Origin of the sequence: Gimesia aquarii (assembly GCF_007748175.1) — a bacterium.
Classification (GTDB): domain Bacteria; phylum Planctomycetota; class Planctomycetia; order Planctomycetales; family Planctomycetaceae; genus Gimesia; species Gimesia aquarii_A.
On record NZ_CP037422.1, the window covers coordinates 4,343,151 to 4,360,835 of the forward strand.

Annotated in this window: 10 protein-coding genes; 7 read left to right on the top strand and 3 right to left on the bottom strand. The window is 43.3% G+C overall.

Going from position 1 to position 17,685, the window contains the following annotated elements; translation table 11 throughout:
- Positions 1–367: 367 nt before the first annotated feature.
- The gene (locus V202x_RS16470; RefSeq protein WP_145177228.1) at positions 368–3,709 is read right to left on the bottom strand and encodes a LamG-like jellyroll fold domain-containing protein; all 3,342 of its coding nucleotides are present in this window, start codon (positions 3,707–3,709) and stop codon (positions 368–370) included.
- Between the two features lie 264 nt (positions 3,710–3,973).
- Between V202x_RS16470 and V202x_RS16475 the strand changes: the two genes are divergently transcribed.
- From V202x_RS16475 to V202x_RS16485, 3 genes are read left to right on the top strand one after another with little or no spacing between them, the layout of a single operon-like run.
- A complete protein-coding gene (locus V202x_RS16475) occupies positions 3,974–4,828 on the top strand; it encodes an HAD-IIB family hydrolase (protein ID WP_145177231.1) in 855 nt (284 codons plus the stop codon).
- Positions 4,829–4,872: 44 nt separating this feature from the next.
- The gene (locus V202x_RS16480; protein ID WP_145177234.1) at positions 4,873–6,093 is read left to right on the top strand and encodes a glycosyl transferase; all 1,221 of its coding nucleotides are present in this window, start codon (positions 4,873–4,875) and stop codon (positions 6,091–6,093) included.
- 4 nt (positions 6,094–6,097) lie between these two features.
- Positions 6,098–7,861 carry a sugar phosphorylase gene (locus V202x_RS16485; protein ID WP_145177237.1) on the top strand — a complete coding sequence of 588 codons (1,764 nt, stop codon included), beginning with the start codon at positions 6,098–6,100 and terminating at the stop codon, positions 7,859–7,861.
- Between the two features lie 45 nt (positions 7,862–7,906).
- On the opposite strand, the gene V202x_RS16490 is transcribed toward V202x_RS16485, so the two are convergent.
- Positions 7,907–8,296 carry a VOC family protein gene (locus V202x_RS16490; protein WP_145177240.1) on the bottom strand — a complete coding sequence of 130 codons (390 nt, stop codon included), beginning with the start codon at positions 8,294–8,296 and terminating at the stop codon, positions 7,907–7,909.
- A 259-nt stretch (positions 8,297–8,555) separates the two neighbouring features.
- On the opposite strand from V202x_RS16490, the gene V202x_RS16495 reads away from it, so the two are divergent.
- Positions 8,556–9,098, top strand: a complete 543-nt coding sequence (locus V202x_RS16495) for a hypothetical protein (RefSeq protein ID WP_145177243.1) — start codon at positions 8,556–8,558, stop codon at positions 9,096–9,098.
- Positions 9,099–9,146: 48 nt separating this feature from the next.
- Entirely contained in the window at positions 9,147–9,686 is a 540-nt protein-coding gene (locus V202x_RS16500; protein WP_145177246.1) for a type 1 glutamine amidotransferase domain-containing protein, read from the top strand.
- A gap of 44 nt (positions 9,687–9,730) precedes the next feature.
- Here V202x_RS16500 and V202x_RS16505 read toward each other — a convergent pair whose 3' ends face one another.
- Positions 9,731–15,172, bottom strand: a complete 5,442-nt coding sequence (locus V202x_RS16505; protein ID WP_145177249.1) for a neutral/alkaline non-lysosomal ceramidase N-terminal domain-containing protein — start codon at positions 15,170–15,172, stop codon at positions 9,731–9,733.
- A gap of 204 nt (positions 15,173–15,376) precedes the next feature.
- Here V202x_RS16505 and V202x_RS16510 point away from each other — a divergent pair, with 204 nt between their 5' ends.
- Both V202x_RS16510 and V202x_RS16515 read left to right on the top strand, forming a co-directional pair.
- Entirely contained in the window at positions 15,377–16,534 is a 1,158-nt protein-coding gene (locus tag V202x_RS16510; RefSeq protein ID WP_145177252.1) for a XylR family transcriptional regulator, read from the top strand.
- Between the two features lie 208 nt (positions 16,535–16,742).
- Positions 16,743–17,225, top strand: a complete 483-nt coding sequence (locus V202x_RS16515) for a MarR family winged helix-turn-helix transcriptional regulator (RefSeq protein WP_145177254.1) — start codon at positions 16,743–16,745, stop codon at positions 17,223–17,225.
- Positions 17,226–17,685: the final 460 nt, after the last annotated feature.

Genomic DNA, 17,685 nt, shown 5'->3' on the forward strand with positions numbered 1-17,685 from the left:
TGTGGACACACCCTAATTGTTCTAGATCGCCTGACTAAACAGTTATAATTTCAATAATGACTTAACACACTTAAACACATTAAATATGTGAGCATGTTAAGTGCGAATTATTAATAAACTGTTAACAAAACAAGAAATTAGCTTTGCAGAAATCCTTTGAAAAAAAGTGCCTGTATGTTAGGCATATTTCAATCAAAAAAATTCCAAGATTAATGTTTCGTGAATTCTTCTTTGAGATTGTGAAAACTTGAGAGATCGTTTCACTAGAAGAAACGAAGAGACATGAAAGCAAGATCCGGATACGAAAAACAACATTTTCGCTAAACAATGACAATAAGGAATAAAAGGATTTCGAACTCTAGTATTCCTAACCAGCAGGTTGTGCCGGATTGAAGCCTTTGATGTTCTTGTAATTGGGCTTCACTGAAGAATTGTCATCCATCACCCGAAAATATGCGTCTGAAGCTTTGCCAGATGCCAGTTCCTTTACATGGACACGCCAGATGCCTGCTTTGTCATTAGGGGCGATTTGAATGGGGAAGGACTGCTTGCCGTCAACCAAAGCTCGGAAACCAGATTGTTCTGCGATACGTCCTTCGGAATCTTCAATAGTCACTTCGACAGGAATCACAGCTGAAATGAGTTTACCATGTTGACTGGTCACAGTGAGAGAGACATTAGCAGACTCACCTCGTTTCAATTGATTAGGAACTTCAACGGTAATACGTTCAATGGGATCCTGCGTGAGCATATAAATCCCCCCTGCTCCAGGCCCCAATTGAAGAGAAAAGGTCTGCTTGCCTGCGGATTTTTGAGTCAAAACTGGTTGGTGATTCACCAAATCATAGAGGTATCCCTCTCCCCGGTTAATGAACAGAGTTGTCTCAGAAGGCAGTCCATTTTCCATCACAAGACCATGATGTCCCACATACTTTCCATATTCGCGATGATCATTGACCAGAAAAATATAATCCGTATTCTTCCCACGTCGAGAATAATGAACTACGTTTTGGTTAGAAGAGTCAACAAATCGATTATACTTACCTGATAAGGCTGCTTTTAATTCCATCGCTTTTTTCTGGAATTCCTGTTTATCAACGTCTGCCTTACCAGTTCGAGAATAAGATCGAACTCGAATGTCAGGCTGAATCGCAGGGGTGAGAAATTCATCAGCAATCACAAGGCCACCGCGTTGTTGAAATGCCTCTATTTTTTTCAAAACAGATTCTGTCACCACATCGCCATGCATCATGACCAGGACTTTGTACTGGTCTAATCCCTGTTGGGTAATGGTTTCATCAAATACGATATCGGTTTGTAACCCTGCCCACTGCAGCATCTGATGTGCATCTCCCAGCCAGTATCCATTCCAGCCCAGAGTTCCTCGTCGCGCAAAGACCTGTGATGCAAAACTTTCATAAAAAGCGATATCGTTCTTAGCTGCAGGAATGTTTCGCAAAGTCGGTCCCAGAGGCTGCACAACCTCATGAATCAGGCGTTTCAGTTCGTGCTGTGTTTGCGTGTTTGTTAAACGATACGCGTATGTTCCATCAGTGGGAACTAAAGACTGCCAACCGTGGTACATGATTCCTTTAATCGGACGAGATATTTTGGCCCAGAATGCTTCACGTAATTGCATCGGTGAGATGGTAATAAAATCAGCATCGGGTTGTTCCTGTTCCCAGGTTGCTTGTGTTGCAAGAATATCTTCAGGCTTCTTCGGTTTTGGAGCAGTCTGTGAGCGATACCAGATGATCTGTGTCATCTTCATCACATCTTGTTGCTTTTTTGAACCACGTGCCATCGCGAACATTTCATCGAGTACGACGTTAATACGAATGGGATCGGGATAAGTGTAAGTCCAATGTGAAAGTACATCGACATTCCCTCCAGAACCAAACACAGTAGCAACTCGCATTGCAGGGTCATACCAGGTCCAGAGTGTTTTGTTTGTGGAATCGAGACCACGTTCCAGATCGCTGTTCAAGTCATTCCAACCATCTCCCTTTTTCCAGTGCCATTTGTAATAGACATAAAGCGGGTGATCATCTTTCACAACTCGATTTTTAGGAAAGTCTTTCAGTTTGCTATAGGAGACACCATATGGAGACCCTACTTCTGCGGGAACACCAAACCCGGCGTGTTTTTTAAACGCTTCAAGATCATGTTGATGAAAACAGGGACGTGAATGGCCACGTACCTCAGTATGCAGCAGAGCTGAATCGAAGGCAGGGTAATCTTGATAAGTTTGAACAACGGATGCCCCTACGTTATAGCAATATTCTTTTATAGCAGGGATCGAGGCACAAATATCCTCGCGACTTGATTTTTTGGTTCCATCGCGATTCATTCGCTGATATTTCTCCTGGTTACGCAAATAAGTACCAGGAGAGAGTGAAGCATAAAAAGAAATTCCGTTGGCTAGGCCACGATCAAGCCCCGCGCGAACCTCTGTTACTCGCTGCTCAGAATCAGCCAGAGTCGGTTTACCTGCTTTAAATATTTTTGAATAATTGGCTCTCAATCCTGCTGCATGCGTAAAACCAATTTCTTTCAAACGATCAACCTCACTGATTCCCGCTCCCCACATGATTACGGGAAACTGATCTGGCAATTTTCGAGAAACGATTTGAATAGGAAAAGATTCTTCCGCAGATGTATTTAGTGGTCCGGCTGTTTTTAATTTTGCGGTCAACAAATACTGGTCTGGTCGTAATGACGTATTTAGTGGAAACAGAACTTCCTGTGGCTGACCGGTTTGTAAGTTTTTTAGAGTCGAAGTTCCCTGCGCTTCACCATTCAGCAACCAGGTGATCGTCGCTTCAGGAACTGATTTCTTTTGCAAATTCGTCACCTGAAACGCGATTGTACAATTTTTTTCCATGCGAATAAAACAGGCACGTTGGGAGATTCTCTCAAAGCGAACCGGGCGAAATTCTAATTCCCCCTCGCTGATTCGGACTTGATCAACGAGACCAGGAAAACCACCATAATTACTTCCATTACGGTCACCAATGGTCAGGGGTCTTGTTCCTGCTGCAACAGAGCCAATCCCACTAATTGTTTTTTCGCCATGGGGGATTCCATTGACTAAAAATCGTCCACGCCCTGCTCCATCATAGAGAAATACAATGTGGTACCATGTACCCGGCTTCAATCTGAGTGGATCAGAATACCAGGTTTCCGATGAGGCACCAAAACCGAGAACTGCTTTGAGGATTCGAGTGCCTGAATTCCCCGCTCGGTTAAACAAGAGTTGATAATCGGTATTCCCCGCATACTTTTTATCCAGGAGGAATGCAGAGTGGGCCTTTTCGATATCTTTACCAGGGTTGATCCACATTTCGAGTGTGAAAGGTCCCTGCGGAGACAGTTTGGGAGAATCTTTCACAATTGCATAATGTCTTTTGTCTTCGACAGGAAAACCAGGAAAAGACCGCAAAGCGGCACCAAATCGCCCTTGCGATTCAACCTCAGCTCCTTTAAATTTTGCGGTATGACCATTGCCGGAAAGATCTTCGCCTGCATCAGTTTCATCAAACGTCCATAATCCAAGGACGTGTTTTCCGGCTGCATTTGCTTTAGTGTACTGCGATTGCCATGGCTCCTGAAGCATTACAGTTTGTTGGCCTGCAGCATCAAGCGAAAAAAAAGTACTCAGCAAAAGAATAGACAAAGCAGTAAATCGGAGATGCTTACGGTAGATCATGAGTCAGTGCCTTTGAAGAACCACATGCGGGTAATCCCTGGATTTTTAACTTTATTTATTTAGTCTAGCAATTCAACGAAGCATTGAGAATGCAACCATGTAACCCCCCTCAACTTTATTTAGATTTGATAGTTACAATCTCTACGTTTGTTCCTCAGCCCGCGTACTGCTATGATGATTCTCGCGCATCAAACTGACGGCCTTTTTGCCAACTCTTCATCCGAGATGGAATCCTCTTAGTTCTTTTGTGTTACCTCTCTGTCTATGAATGTTGACCCACGTTTTAATCAACAAACACTCCCTCCACTTGTTGTCATGACAGATTTGGATGGGACATTGCTGGATCACCATACATATTCTTATACACCAGCCATACCAGTATTAGCACGTCTCAAAGCAGCTGATATTCCTTTGATTCTAAACACGAGTAAAACTGCCGCCGAACTTGAAATAATTCGTAAAGAGTTGGAAAACTCAGCGCCTTATGTCGTGGAAAATGGTTCGGCTGTTTTTATACCTGCTGATTATTTTGATGGGGAATTGGAAAATACTGCCCAGAAATCGGGATATTACATGCACGTTTTGGGGGCACTTCGGTCAGAAATTTTGGAATTGATTCACAAAATTCGTATAGATAAAAAATTCCTGTTTACCGGATTTGCAGACATGGAAGTCTCTGAAGTCATTGCGCATACGGGCTTATCGGAAACAGACGCTATACTTGCAGCAACACGAGAATTCTCGGAACCACTAATCTGGCAAGACTCGGCACGTCAATTGCTTAACTTTGAAGCACTGATTGCCAATCATGGATTACGGCTGCTTAAAGGTGGCCGGTTTGTGCATGTGATTGGCGCGTGTGACAAAGGAAAATGTCTGCATTGGTTAAGGGAGCGTTTTACTAACTCGTGTGGTGCGCAACCTGCTTTTGTGGCACTCGGCGATAGCCAAAATGATGTCGCCATGTTGAACGCAGCAGACACTGCCGTCATCGTGCGCTCTTCCCAGCATGAACCACCGGTCCTTGAAAAGCGATCTTCAATCATCATAACTGAAGAAATTGGCCCACAAGGATGGGCTGATGCGTTAACCCAAATACTGGATGAAACACTTTCCTGATCATTCTGGTTTTGGCGCTCAAGCTTTGATTACGGAGGTCTAGTATGGGAGACTTTTACCAAAACGGTATCATTACCACATTACATAACCTCGCTTCACGTTCTAATGCAGAGATGGAAGCGGAATTGATCCGATTTTCTGAAGTTCGCCCGATGAGCCTCGTGCTCCCCTGTCTATACAGCGAACTCGAAGGACCGGCTCTCGATAAGATTGTCACTGAGTTGGCAACGGTTGGTTATCTGAATGAGATCGTGATTGGTCTGGACCGGGCCGATGAATCGCAATACAAACACGCGATTGAATTTTTTAGTCGCCTACCTCAGAATCATCGCATACTCTGGAATGATGGTCCACGGCTCCAGGCAGTCAACAATATGCTACAAGAACAGGGACTGGCCCCGAAAGAACTGGGGAAAGGTTGCAATGTCTGGTACTGTCTCGGTTATATTCTTGCTCAGGGAACGACTTCTTCGGTAGCCTTACATGATTGTGATATTTTGACATACGATCGTAGCCTGCTCGCACGTTTAATTTATCCGGTTGCAAACCCCAGTTTCAATTACCAATTTTGTAAAGGTTATTACGCACGCGTCGCAGAGAGTAAGATGAATGGCCGAGTAACACGGTTATTAGTCACCCCCTTAATGCGCGCATTGAAAAAGATCCTGGGTTCTTTAGATTATCTCGAATACCTGGATAGCTACCGTTACCCACTTGCGGGTGAATTTTCATTTCGCGTTGATGTGATTAATGATATTCGGATTCCCAGTGATTGGGGGTTGGAAATCGGAGTGCTCTCGGAAGTCAAACGTAATTTCTCAACAAACCGATTATGTCAGGTTGATATTGCCGACAAATATGATCACAAACATCAGAAGTTATCTGTTGAGGATGCACAAGCGGGTCTCTCTAAAATGTCTATCGATATTTCAAAAGGTATTTTTCGAAAGCTGGCCACCAACGGCGTTGTATTTTCGACTGAAACATTTCGTTCTATTAAAGCCACCTACTATCGAATTGCTCTGGACTTTATAGAAACCTATCGTAACGATGCCATAATTAATGGGTTAAAGTTTGATGTACACAACGAAGAAAAAGCGGTTGAACTATTCGCTGAAAATGTATTAAAGGCAGGACTGCATTTTCTGGAAAACCCAATGGAAACTCCTTTCATCCCCAGTTGGAACCGTGTCCAAAGTGCGATTCCAGATATCTTCAGACATCTGTGTTACGCCGTTGATGATGACTACCGGGAGTTTTCCTGAAAACATGACCGACCCAGTTGAGCATACTGCAATCAGTGAATATCGATTTCATATCGAAAACCATTTGCGCATCATTTATCCCGATCTCGATCATACGGAGTTTGCTCAGTCTCTGATTGATATCATGTGTCCTGACGCTGGAGAATGCCGGACACCAGAAACACATCAAAATCACTGGACTCAACGCGACATCATCATGATTACTTATGGCGATAGTCTGCTCACGGAGGGGCAGCCGCCTTTGGAAACATTGCTGAACTTTGCAGAGACATTTCTGCAAGACACCATCAATGGAATTCATATCCTTCCATTTTTTCCTTATAGTTCCGATGATGGCTTTTCAATCATTGACTATCAACAAGTCAATGAGAAACTAGGCGACTGGAGCCATATCAATGCAATTGCTAAACAATTTCAATTGATGTCAGATCTTGTAATCAATCATTGTTCAAGCCAAAGTCGCTGGTTTGAACAGTTTAAACGGGGAACGTCACCAGGTAAAGATTATTTTTTTTGTGCAACGCCGGAAGATGACATCTCTAAAGTAGTTCGTCCAAGAACAAACGAACTATTACAATTGATAGAAACTCCCGAAGGCCCTCGCTATGTATGGTGCACTTTCAGTCATGATCAAGTCGACTTGAATTTTGCGAATCCAGAATTACTAAAAGAAATCGTCAAGATTATTAAATTGTACCTGGATCACGGTGTCAGAATTTTTCGATTGGATGCCATTGCCTTTATCTGGAAAGTTCCAGGTACGAGTTGCTTAAGCTTGCCAGAGACTCATGAAATTGTGCGATTGTTACGAACGTTGATTCAATTTGTCTCACCGAAAGCAATTATCATTACTGAGACAAACATCCCAAATCGTGAAAATCTGGCTTACTTTGGGAACTCAAACGAAGCGCATGCGATCTATAATTTTTCTCTGCCTCCCCTGCTGGTCAACGCAATGCTACGTGGTAGTTGCCAGCATCTAAAAACATGGATGATGAGCATGCCCCCTGCACTGCATGGAACAACATACTTAAATTTTATTGCTTCGCATGACGGTATCGGACTACGCCCTGCCGAAGGGTTAATGAGCGAAGAAGAAATCGGCGAAATGGTTTCTATGATGGAACAATTTGGTGGATTGACATCGATGCGTTCTCTCGCGGGTGGGGGGATGCGTCCTTATGAGATCAACATCTCCCTATTCGAAGCGATGAAAGGAACTCTGGACGGTGAAGATGAATGGCAGATTGAACGCTTTCTATGCGCCCACGCAATTATGCTGGCTTTAGAAGGAATTCCCGCGATCTACATTCACAGTTTCCTCGGCACACGGAATGATCATACCGCTGTGGAACAGACAGGTCGTAGTCGTTCTATCAATCGTCATCGCTGGGATTATCGGCATCTTTTGAGCGTGCTTGAAGATGAATCATCAACACATTCACGAGTCTTTCAGGGACTTTGTCATCTGATAAATGTCCGCATCCGCCAGCCAGCCTTTCATCCAAACGCAACTCAGTTTACCTTACACTTGGGAGATAGTGTGTTTGCTTTCTGGCGTCAGAGTATGAATCGCCAACAGAGCATCTTTGCAATCAACAATATCACTAATAAAGAACAAATCATTCCCTTATCAGACATTAATTTGATTGGTACTGATTCATGGGTCGATCTGATCAGCGGTGAATTGTATTCAGACCTGCATGGTGACTTGGTTCTCAACCCATACCAGGTAATCTGGTTGACAAACTTATTAGACCACGATTAATAAAGCCGACTTGTAACAACAGTCATTCAATTATCCTGCAGGTGTTTAGACTTGATTCTGAAAACAGAGTTCATAACCATCTGGATCTCTCAGAAAAAGCTGATTCATCCCGTAAAAGGCAACTTGTGGTGGTTCAAGCGAGAGTCCTTTTGATAAAAGTTCCTCATACATTGCCTGTGCATCACCGCAGTTGAAAAAGAGACCTACTCCCTTGCTACGTTCATTAGCAGTTCCATCTTCATCGGGAACAGCCAATTGTAACATCAGGGCAGCATTCCCACGTTCGATCCGACACCAGAACAATGTACCTTCTGGCTCCCACGTGAGTTTGATATCAAAACCAAGCTGTTCAATATAAAAATCAACTGAGCGAGAAAGGTCATCGACAAATAAAAGTGGTACTAACTCCTGAAGATCTGAACTCGTACTCGCCATGAGAATGTCTACTTTCTAAAAAAATAAGAGTTGATAATCATAACGTGGAGTGATGATTTTATACCAATCAAGATTGTTTCTAAAAGTGGATCAACAAGTCAGGATATCAAATTCTCGCCAAATGATTGTCTACATACTAGGAAAGCCAGAACGATATTTTTATGATCATTTTGAATGACTGTTAGTAGTTTTTTGCTGAAATAAACCATTCGACTCCTTTCAGATTTTCATTTTAAGCACTTCACTCGGGAATATTGACATGTTAACAAGTCTGCTTGTACCAATCATTTTGTCAGCGATTGCTTTATTTTTCGCCAGTTTCTTGTCATGGATGGTGTTCCAACTTCATCGAGATGATTGGAAAAAACTAGAGAAAGAAGATGAGTTTCTTAAAACCATGCAGGAACTGGATGTCCCATTGGGCAATTATATGTTTCCAGGTACAAATTCATCTAAGGAAATGAACAGTGACGAATACAAACAGAAATGGGAAGCAGGCCCGTGTGGCGTAATGACAGTTTTTCCCAAAGTGAATATGGGAAAGAAGCTGGGTCTGACTTTTGTGTATTTTCTGGTCATCAGCTTTGCTCTCGCTTATCTTTCAACGTTAGCAATCATTCCGGGCGCGGAATTCAAAACGGTTTTTCGATTCCTGTCAACAGCCGGCCTCTTCATTTTTTTATCGTCAAGTGTGCAACACGCAATCTGGTTTCATAACCGCATTATGGGACACGTCATTGAATCGATCATGTACGCTGTCATTGTAGGTTTGATTTTCGGATTTATGTGGCCCAGTGCTTAGTATTCACTTTTCCGCGAAAATAGTAATTGATCATTAAGGATTTAGAATATGAGTGTTTCCCTGCCCTTGTCAGGTTCAAAGTTTCTGTTGTTTGTTGGTGATGATTACGAAGATCTTGAACTTTGGTATCCCAAACTTCGTCTGGAGGAAGCGGGTGCCGAAACGATCATGGCAGGTCTCGAATCAGGAAAAACCTATCTGGGGAAACATGGTTACCCTGCAATCTCGGAAGCAACAATCGATAGTATCAATTCGAACGACTATCAGGGCGTCATCTGTGCGGGCGGGTGGATGCCTGACAAACTCCGGCGTTTTGAAAAGGTTTTGTCATTATTAAAGGAATTCCATACGAGTGAAAAACTGATTGCCGCCATCTGTCATGGAGGCTGGATGCCGATTTCAGCAGGGATTTACCATGGTGTCAAAGTCACTGGCTCACCAGGCATCAAAGATGATCTCATTAATGCAGGTGCCATCTGGGAAGATACTCCCGTTGTCATCGATCGGCATTTCGTTTCAAGTCGTCGACCAGGAGATCTGCCCGATTTTTGTAAAGGAATATTGGAAGTGCTGCTACAAGAAAAATAAATCCAACCGGAAGCTGATTTTCTCTATTTTTATATCGACATTTATTAATCGAATAATTGTTTTGCCTGTTTTTGAATCTCTTCGTTTGAATGTTCTATCAACAGTTTCTGAACAGTAGCGTCGATCATCTTTGCTGTAATTTTTTGCATTTGAGTTGCATTCAGTAAGGCCCGCGCACGATTCTCCGTTCTGAGCAACGCTTCGAGAGCAAGCTTACGATTTCTTTGATTTAATTCCGGTACTGCATTGATCAACAGTAGCGTTGATGCTTCGCAATCAATATCACCCAGCCCACTCACGGCTCCCATCTGTAACTCAGCCTGTTTAGAATTTGCGAGATATTTTTTTAATTGTGCTTTGCATGATTTAAAATCAAGCATCGCAATCATTCTGAGTGCGTCGTAGCGGGTACCTGATTTGATTTTTGGATCATCGGCCATCTTCACAGATTGCAACAACGCCTGTTTCCAGCGAGCGGCCAGTTTCGCGTCATCTTTTAAAATTGTTTCGATACGTGCACGAGGCCAATCTCCGGCTATCGTGATTCCATTGATAATTCCTCCTCCAATCACAACAGCCTGCCAACGTTGCAAAGCCCCTCCCTTTTCAGGCAACGATGCTTCGAGTAACTTACGAATTTCATCAACCTGATTTCGTTTACCTAATGCAATCGCTGTTCGCCAAATTTCAGGTATCTCGCGGTATTCATCAACTGTACCAACCTTGACACTGGCAACAAGCGACTTAATTTTTGCAACCGGGTCTACGGGAACCGTCTTTGGCTTCACTTCTCCAGAACTAACGGGAACGGCTTGACTCAGGGTATCCGCTGCATGACTGTCAACGGAGATTTCAGAGAGAAAAACCCACCCTTTCTTACCTTGAAATTTAATACGGACAAAGCGAGACTGCTGTTGTGGAAGATTAATCTCAACAGTACGGCCATCGATTCCGTAAAGTCCTAAACCGTCAGGATGGTTATCAAATCCAGAAAATTTGAGATGGTTTCCATATTGCTCACCATTATTGCTGAAAGAAATCAAAACCGAAGCGGGGGCATGAATGGTGCCCGGCTCATGATTGACTCCATAGACAATCTTTAAAGAACGAATTGGTATTTTCTTTCCGAGATCAAAGTCGATGCCTGATTGAGGCTGTGTGCCGGCAAATCGGAACCCAACCCATTGACCATCATTAAATCGTGCTGATCCCGTTGACTGATTGACGAGCTTCGGCTTATTCGGATCATCAGGATAAGCGGCATCAGGTTTCACGGCTCCGACATATTTGTATTTTATAGAAGAACTGTTTTCCTGAAGAAATACTAATAAATCTGCCATTGCTTCCAGTGAGATTTCACGTTCCAGGCCTTCTGGCATCAAAGATTTACCCGTATTCTGCAATTCTTCAAGTTGCGTTCTGAGAATCGTTTGTACTTTTCCTTTCTGGCCTTTCAAAGTAATGCTATTACTTTGCTCGGATACGAGAATCCCGGTATGAATCATCCCTTCATAAGTCACAGCCAGATACGAGGCGTAGCGACCATCGACGGCTTTATTAGGATCTAATAACGATGTCAGCAAAAAGGATTTTGATTGATCCGTCAACGCAGCCAGATCTGGCCCTACCACATGACCTTTTCCATTTAAGCGATGGCAGGCAGCACACTGCTTCTCAAACACAACACTCCCACGTTGTATGTTTCCCTGCTTCAGATCAATTGATTGATATTGCTTAAGAACGGCAGCCCGACTGGCACTGGTTGCTACAGAAAATATTTTCCTGGCGCGCTGGCTGATCTCAGGGCTTTTGTGTTTAGTTAGTTTATCACGATTCGTTAAATCAATCTGAGCAGGTTGAATGAGTTTCTGTTCGATGCTCTTTAATAATTCAACGGTGGTACTCTCTCGTGAAAGTAATTGGTCTAGCACTTCTACTCGCAAGGCAGGAGTATACTGTTTCCAGTTTTTGAGGACAGTTTGTATGGCAGAAGAATTCTGTGTATTGATCAAACTGCACAGAGCAGCAACTTGAATCTTTAGAGGAGTCTGAGGGGAAAGCAAGTCCGAAATCAATCCAATATCTTCCAGACTCTGACCTGCGCTCATTACAAATTCTATCGCACCAATCCGATATTTCTCATGACTCTGATGATCTGATATTAACTGGCTGGCACGCTCGCGTAATAGCTGCACTTGCTGATGAACAGCCGCATCTTCATTGACTTTCTCGTGATTGAGTCCCCTTAAGATTTGCGAAAGAGAATCCCATTCCCATAATTGAAGCTCCTGATTTTTCACAGTACCTTCTAACATGCACTCTAAAATTGTTTTCAGTGTCGCTTTATCCTTTGTGGCGATCGCCATCGCCAAGAGTGCTTCGTAAACCGGTAATAATTTTGGTTTACTGCTGATTTGGGGAATCAGAACTGTGATCGCAGGTGCTAAGCGATCTGGTTCGAAACTCGTCAATACTGCCGACCTGATATATACATTTGCAGAATGGTCTCTCATTAATTTTAACAAACCTTGTGTCGCTACGTCCCCTTTTAATTCACCTAACGAGTAAGCCAACTGTAAGATTACCGATAAATTTCTCTCATTCTTAGTTCGCTCCAGAACGGCATTTGCCAATTCATTTGACTTGTTCAAGAACGGTTCTGATAAACGAACAACCTCTCTGCGAACACCAGCAACAGGATCATTAATCCGTGACAATAACAAATCTGAATCTAATGCCTGTAGTCCTTCCAAACTGCTTAATGCTTGTACCCTGGACTCGGGTAAGTCTGCATTTACTGCAATAGATTTGATGATTGGAATTGTTTCCGAAGCAGATCGTAGAAGCAGTTCCTGCTGTACCATATCACGTAATGTACCATTACTTGATTTCAACAGATTCGCTAATTCTACTGAAGATAGCTTTTTGAGATTCGGTGCAGGTATCCGTTCTTGATCTTTGCGACTGATTCGATAGATTCTGCCTCGCGTCTCGCCAGCTCGTACGTTGAGTTTGGCGACTGCTTCGGGGGAAAGCCACTTCGGGTGTTCAATTAAATAGCGGTACATATCAACGATCATTACCGTTCCATCAGGACTCATGCGCGCCTGCACGGGACGAAACCAGTTATCGGTTGAAGTCAAAAAATCGCGATCTTGCTCTTCCGCAGCACGCTCACCAGCAAAACTGACACCTTTCGGATGAACTAACATCCGATGTACTAATTGATTGACAGGTTCACAAAGGAAAGCATTACCATAGAAATCATCTCCCAGTTTACGGTCACGATAGAGTCCTAGACCACAGACTGATGTAGGACGTCCGCGTGGTCCGCTTAAATGGAATTGCACCAGTTCCCCCACAGGAAAGAGCTCACTCCGATGACTCCCCTGAGGAACGGAGACTTCTGGCGGAGGAGAAACGACAAACGGATTCTTTCGAAAATATGATTCAGTCACTGGATAATGCAAACAGAGACTCCCGTTACGGCAGCCAAACCAGTTTCCCCAGTCGTCTCGAACCCGCCCCTGTTGAGAACGTCCACTCACGGGTTCCAATTCTCCCGTCTCCGGCTGAAAGCGAAAATCGCGATTCGTAACATTAACAGTCTGACCATTGAACGACTTTATGATTCCACCAAACAAGCCACCTGAAGCATAAACCCAGTTATCAAGTCCGGGAACCAAGCTGTTGACGCGTGCTTGAAAATTATGTGTAGCGAATCCGGTTAAGATTTTACGCTGAACGTCAGCTTTTCCATCGCCGCTTGTATCTTCAGCATAGATCACATCGGGCGCGGCACAAACGAGAACTCCTTTTTTCCAAACCATCAACCCGGTAGGGAAAGCAAGCCCTTCTAAAAAAACAGTGGCTTTGTCGTAGACTCCATCTTGATCCAGATCTTCCAGATACTTGACGACCCCTCCCGGTTTCATATTCCCATCAATACCAAGTGGATAATCACGCATCTCGACTACCCAAAGCTTTCCATCGGGACCGAATTCAATTGCGACGGGGTCAATTACAAGAGGCTCTGCGGCTACAAGTTCTACCTTAAGATTATCGGCATAATTCATACGGGAGATCGATTCGGCAGGACTCAAGGGTCGTTTACCACCAGTTTGGCTGACATCCACTTCTGCACGAAATGAAGCTGGTAGCTGTCGATCAACCTCGTCTAGAATTTTTTTCTCTAAACCTGGCGCAAGTGACGCCGGTAAATCATACCAGACCATCGCGTTCCGACCCTCATAGCCACCTTCCTGTAAAACACGTTCAGACGGAATGTAACAAGGCACATCGTTCGAATAAGCCGTAACCCAAATCTTTGCACCATGCGTTTGTTTAAGCGCCAGAGAATAATCAACGACTACTTCGCCACCCAGAAAAACCATTGCCAGGTCATTACCAAAGACCCAAGAGGTCACTGGATAAACAATTTTATCAGTTAAAGCCTGCCCCTGTTTGAGCCGTCGAAGGTTCTTACGCGCAAAGTATCCTGTGATTCCTTTTTTATTTTTCTGCTCTTCCCATTCTTCTCGTGTTGGAGGGGTATCTAATGGAAGCACCAACTCTTTATTCGTAGCGATGAGATTTCCTGAAATTCTGGTCAATTCTGTTTTGAGGCGTTGCCTTACACCTTTTGCAATAACCTGACCATTTACCCGCGCGGCTCCTTGATCATCGCCTCTAATTTTTGGATTCTGATCAGCCCCACAACCAATTACTACCATTCCCATACAGCCTGGAGTATCTGATTCAATCCCCTCGACGGCACACCCAGCCCAGTCACCGGACATGAAAGGAACTCCTCCCAACGTCGTACAATGACAGGCATAATTTACCAGAATCGCTCGTGATTGCCCCTCAATGCTTTTCACATGCAGAATTGGTAGACTGTGATCTTTAGGACCTGTAATCAGCCGACGGTTTTTAGCAAAGTCTGCAACACTTATGCCCCATTCTAATATGGAAGGCTGAGCGTCTTTAATCGCTTTCTCTGCGACCTGAACGAGTGAGGTAACGAGTTCTTGTGTGTATCGATCAATACGGGCTAATTCCTCTGGTGAAAGATCCTTCATATACAAATTATGCAGGACTCCATTGAGCATCGGAGCGGAATGCGTATGTGTGGAACTGATCACAACGTTTTCAGCATTAATTTTGTATTTCTGTTTCAGATTCGCGACAACTGCTTTCGTGACTGATGCAGGAACCCCACAATTATCGACAGCGATCAGAACATGTGGTTGCCCCTGCTCATTTTTAACTGCGATCGCACGGGCCCACAACTGCTGCTCCACGCGCGAAATCAACTCGGTACTGCGTGATGCGTAACCACTCAGCAATACAGGATATTCTGGAGTGATATCAATCTTGGCGACACCTACCAAGTAAGTGCTTTGATTTTCTGCATATAGGACGGAAATGAAACTAGATAGTAAAATTGCTACTACAAAAAAACGGGTTACACTCATCTTCAACATTTTGGTCTCCCCAACAGACGTTGAACCAGTAGCGCATCAATCGAGTTGAAAAACAAAAAAAACATCGAGAATTATTGTTTCCAAAAGACTCATTCGTCTATCATTTTATGAATTCGAATCTTCAGTGTACCTGCTCAGTTCACTCAGAATCAATCCAGTACTGCGACAGTATCTTTCAAAATTGCGACAACCCGAAACACGATCATGCCACACCGTACACCACAAGTAGCTATTTTTATCGAAACATCAAAAACATTTGGTCGTGGGATTCTACAAGGCATTTCGACCTATTCACGCACTCATGGACCCTGGTCTATTTTTATCGATGAGTGGGGACCTGCGAGTTCACTTCCCGATTGGATCAAGGATTGGGATGGAGATGGAATTATCGCCAGAGTTCGCTCACAACAGATGGCAGATCGCTTACATCAAGCTGGTGTTCCCATTGTTGACACACTGCAACAGATATCCAACTCTGACCTTCCCGGCGTCTATTCCGATGATATTGCTATCGCGGCATTAGCCTTTGAACACTTGCACGATCGTCACTTGAGACATTTTGCGTTTGTAGGTGTTGAAAGATCCAATTGGTCACTACGACGTAGTATCGCTTTTACCGATCTTGTAAAACGACACGGATTCGAATGTGAACTTTATTCACCACTTTCCCGCAGGCGTTTTTCCGAAAGTTGGAATGGAGGCCAGGAGGACCTGGGAGACTGGCTGGAATCACTTCCTAAACCTGTTGGTTTAATGGCTGCACATGATCTACGCGCGTTATGCGTTCTAGATGCCTGCAGTCGTCGAAACATTGCTGTTCCTGAACAGGTTGCCGTTGTTGGCGTAGATAATGATGATGTATTCTGTGAAGCGATTAACCCGCACCTCACCAGCATCTCTCATCAGTCAGAACAGATTGGCTACGAAGCTGCTTCGCTACTCGATCATTTAATGAAAGGAAAAACCACACCATGTTCTCCTTTGATGCTTCCCCCTAGAACTCTGGTTCCACGCAGATCGACCGACATCATCGCTGTGAACGATCTTGCAATTGCTTCTGCTTTGGAATTTATAAGGCGCAATGCATGCTCTAAAATAAACGTTGCTTTAATTTCGCAACACGTAAATCTTACAAGACGTTCTCTGGAACGACGTTTTATGCGGTTGGTTGGTAAAACACCGCATCAATTAATCGCGGAAGAGCGGCTTCGCCGAGCAAAACAACTTTTAATTGATACCGATTTTACTCTAGAAAGAATTGCATCAATGGCAGGGTTTTCGAGTGCTGCTTATTTGAGTGTTGTCATCAAAGCGCATGAAAATTGTACGCCGACTGAATTTCGCCATGTAGCAAATCATTAAATGAAACAGGAACGCATTTTTCTTTCGCAAAAATGCATTAATCATATTTCCTGCTTTCATCGAGTGAAAACAGCATAAAGTTCAAACTTATTTATCATTTTCATGAGACTAAAAAATACAAGCCATGCATAGATCTTACAGCCTATTGACTCCCTAATAGTTTACTCATAAAATAACGAACCTTACGATCCACTTGTAAGGGGTTAAGATGCCACATACTAACTTGCGCCAAGAACTTGGAAAAAAACAACCTTTCGACTCCCTTGAACAGGAAGCCGTTCTGAATATTTTGCGAACAAGCGACATCTTTCATAATCAATTCGGAAGACTTTTTAGAGAGTTTGGCTTAACGCCTTCTCAATATAACGTACTTCGCATTCTGCGTGGGGAAGGCAAACCGATGCCTTCTCTGGAAATCGCTGATCGAATGGTACAAGTTGTCCCCGCAATCACCGGTCTGATAGACCGCCTCCAGGCTCAGAAACTTGTAAACCGAAAACGCTGTACTGCGGATCGACGGGTCGTATTTATTGAGATCACCTCTAAAGCATTGGAGCTGTTGAAAGAACTTGACGAACCTGACCGAAATTTACACCGTAAACTCATCGGACATTTAAGTTCGGATGAACTCGCTGAACTATCTCGGCTACTGGAAAAAGCACGTACCTCTTTGAGTTCCTGTAAAACCTAACTCATGTGTTCTACTTAGTATCAATCTATTAATGAGTACAACCCAAAAATGCCTCCCCTAATCAGTAAATGCAACATTCTAGTTGGTATATCTAACCATAAAGAGAACTTTAGTTTGAACATTGTGTCTCAAGTATAAACCATCCAAAGACTAATGGACAAAAAGTGGGTATATATTTCCTATTTAGATCAAAAAAAGCGATTTGTGAAAGACAAATATATTTTAAAATGAATATAACTACGAACTAGCGATATACTTTTGATTGAAATTTCATTAGCAAAACAAATAAATCGGGGAGGTCTTATCTCAGAAAAAATTTTTATTTCATTATGAATATATATCGAGTAAATTAGTATATATAATGATTTTCATCATATATTGTTTCTCGAAATATGATGTTTCGTAATCACCATTCATAATATAGCATCGCTATAGAACACAGTACTTTAAGATGGCGACA